Source organism: Marinobacter iranensis, from assembly GCF_029207565.1.
Taxonomy (GTDB): Bacteria; Pseudomonadota; Gammaproteobacteria; order Pseudomonadales; family Oleiphilaceae; genus Marinobacter; species Marinobacter iranensis.
In genome coordinates this window covers 1-272 of sequence record NZ_JANCMW010000150.1, presented here as the reverse complement: position 1 = coordinate 272, position 272 = coordinate 1, and the positions used below count along the sequence as shown (strand labels likewise).

Below are 272 nucleotides of genomic sequence, written 5' to 3'. Positions count from 1 at the left end.
ACTCCTGCTGGACGGAGCGACCTTCGCGCCGGGCGACGCCGGATCGCTGGGGGACGAGCTCGCCGCGACGCTGGCGTCGACCTCCGCGGTCGAACGACTCGCCGTCCTGTCCGCCGATCGTGGGCGGGCGTTCAGTTGGGCGGGCGCGGCGGAGCGCGTCTGGCAGCTCCACGCCGAACTCTGAGGTCGTCCGAACGCCGGGCGTCGGCGTGTCGCACAACGGATATCCAGCCTCGACTGGTAACAGGACGTGACTTCAGTAACACTGTTCA

The 272-nt window shown here is 69.1% G+C and carries 1 protein-coding gene; it reads left to right on the top strand.

The genetic code is table 11. From position 1 onward, the window contains the following. A partial coding sequence (locus NLU14_RS21820) for a hypothetical protein (RefSeq protein WP_275710559.1) occupies positions 1–184 on the top strand: 184 nt, incomplete at its 5' end. Positions 185–272 lie beyond the last annotated feature (88 nt).